A 1,488-nucleotide genomic window follows, 5' to 3' on the forward strand; every position below is an offset into this window, starting at 1 on the left:
CGGCTCGGCGTCGTCGGCGGTCGACCCGACCGCGGTGGCGGCGTGCGCGAGGTGCACGCCGGGCACGGATGCCGCGGCGTCGAGGCCGTCGAGCCGTCGCCCGGTCTCGGGGGATTCGGGGTAGCCCTCGCTCGCGAGCACGACCGTGACGGCCGCGTCGTCGCGGAACTCGGGCCGCGGCAGCTCGCCGAGCCTGCCGGTCGCAGCGGCGAACAGCAGGCCGGAGAGCGGCGTCGCCAGTCTGGGCAGCACGACCTGCGTCTCGGGATCGCCGAAGCGAGCGTTGAACTCGATGACGCGGATGCCCCGGCTGGTCAGGATGAGCCCCGCGTAGAGCAGCCCGATGAACGGGGTCTGCTCCTCGGCGAGCTGCTTCACGGTCGGCAGCGCGATCGTCTCGATGACCTCGTCGACGAAGGCCTCCTCGCTGCCGAACCGCTCGTCCAGCCACGGCAGCGGCGAGTACGCGCCCATGCCGCCGGTGTTCGGGCCCTCGTCGCCGTCGCGCAGGCGCTTGTAGTCCTGGGCCGGCGACAGCGGCAGCACGTTGGTGCCGTCGGAGAGCAGGAAGAGCGAGACCTCCTGGCCGTCGAGGAACTCCTCGATCAGCACGGGCCCCTGCTGCAGGTAGTGCGCGGCGTGCGCGAGCGCCGCCTCGCGGTCCTCGGTGACGAGCACGCCCTTGCCGGCGGCGAGTCCGTCGGCCTTCACGACGTAGGGGGCGCCGAACTCGTCGAGGACCTCGGTCACCTTCGGCAGCGAGTCGACGAGGCTCGCGCGACCCGTGGGCACGCCGGCCGACTCCATGATGCGCTTGGCGAACGTCTTCGACCCCTCGAGCGCGGCGGCGGCCCTGGCCGGGCCGAACACCGCGATCCCGCGCGTCCGCAGGGCGTCGGCGACGCCCGCGACGAGCGGCGCCTCGGGGCCGACGACGACGAGCTCGATGTCGTTGTCCATCGCGTAGTCGGCGACGATCACGGGGTCGGTCGGGTCGAGTGCGATGGTCTCGACGCTGCCCCGAGCCGAGGAGGTGGGGGATGCGGCGATCCCCGCGTTGCCGGGCGCCGCCACGATCTCGTGGCCGGCCTCCTCGTCGAGCAGGGCGAGGATGATGGCGTGCTCGCGCGCGCCCGAACCGAGGACGAGGATTCTCACCCGCTCAGGCTACCGGACCCCCTCGCGATGCCCGTGGGCGTGCGGGAGGATGGGGGGATGCCACGGAGGATCGGAGACGTCGAGGGGCGCGACGCGGTCGCGTCGGTGGTGCGTGCCGATGCTGCGGCATCCGTCGACCGGAACACGCTGGCGCTCGCGGTGCGGTACACCCTGCAGCTGCTCGCCGAGCGCGCGCCCGGCGGGACCGTCGAGGTGCGCGTGCCGCCGTTCGGGGCGGTGCAGTGCATCGAGGGGCCGCGGCACACGCGCGGCACGCCGCCGAACGTCGTCGAGACGGATGCCGCGACCTGGCTGGGCCTCGCCACGGGC

2 protein-coding genes are annotated in these 1,488 nt (G+C 73.8%); one reads left to right on the top strand and one right to left on the bottom strand.

Annotation, left to right across the window (positions count from 1 at the left end):
• A partial coding sequence (gene purD, locus ESO86_RS16855) for a phosphoribosylamine--glycine ligase (protein ID WP_129235948.1) occupies positions 1 to 1,158 on the bottom strand: 1,158 nt, incomplete at its 3' end.
• A gap of 57 nt (positions 1,159 to 1,215) precedes the next feature.
• On the opposite strand from purD, the gene ESO86_RS16860 reads away from it, so the two are divergent.
• On the top strand, positions 1,216 to 1,488 hold a 273-nt coding region (locus ESO86_RS16860), incomplete at its 3' end, for a sterol carrier family protein (protein ID WP_129235949.1).

It is taken from the genome of Agromyces binzhouensis (genome assembly GCF_004135055.1).
Taxonomy (GTDB): Bacteria; Actinomycetota; Actinomycetes; order Actinomycetales; family Microbacteriaceae; genus Agromyces; species Agromyces binzhouensis.